This is a genomic window from Flavobacterium aureirubrum (assembly GCF_038739835.1).
Lineage (GTDB): Bacteria > Bacteroidota > Bacteroidia > Flavobacteriales > Flavobacteriaceae > Flavobacterium > Flavobacterium aureirubrum.
The window spans coordinates 1-205 of sequence record NZ_JBCGDO010000188.1 but is presented as its reverse complement, the minus strand read 5'-3'; the positions used below and the strand labels follow the sequence as shown (position 1 = coordinate 205).

At 32.7% G+C, this 205-nt stretch carries 1 pseudogene; it reads left to right on the top strand.

Annotated features, from left to right (window positions below):
* Positions 1-205, top strand: a pseudogene (locus WFZ85_RS16590) (IS1182 family transposase); the annotation flags it as partial.

Below are 205 nucleotides of genomic sequence, written 5' to 3'. Positions count from 1 at the left end.
AACCAAAGAAAAATCGACAAACACAAAGAATATATCGAACTTAAAACCCAAGAATACCTCAATGAATTAGACAAAAATGATGTAAAAGAAGACGCTATAAAAATCAGTAACATCCAACAAAAAATAGAACGCTTAAAACAAAACAAAATCAAATACGAACTGCTCGAAGAAGAACTCAAAACCAGTGGCGAACCCCAAGTAAGCA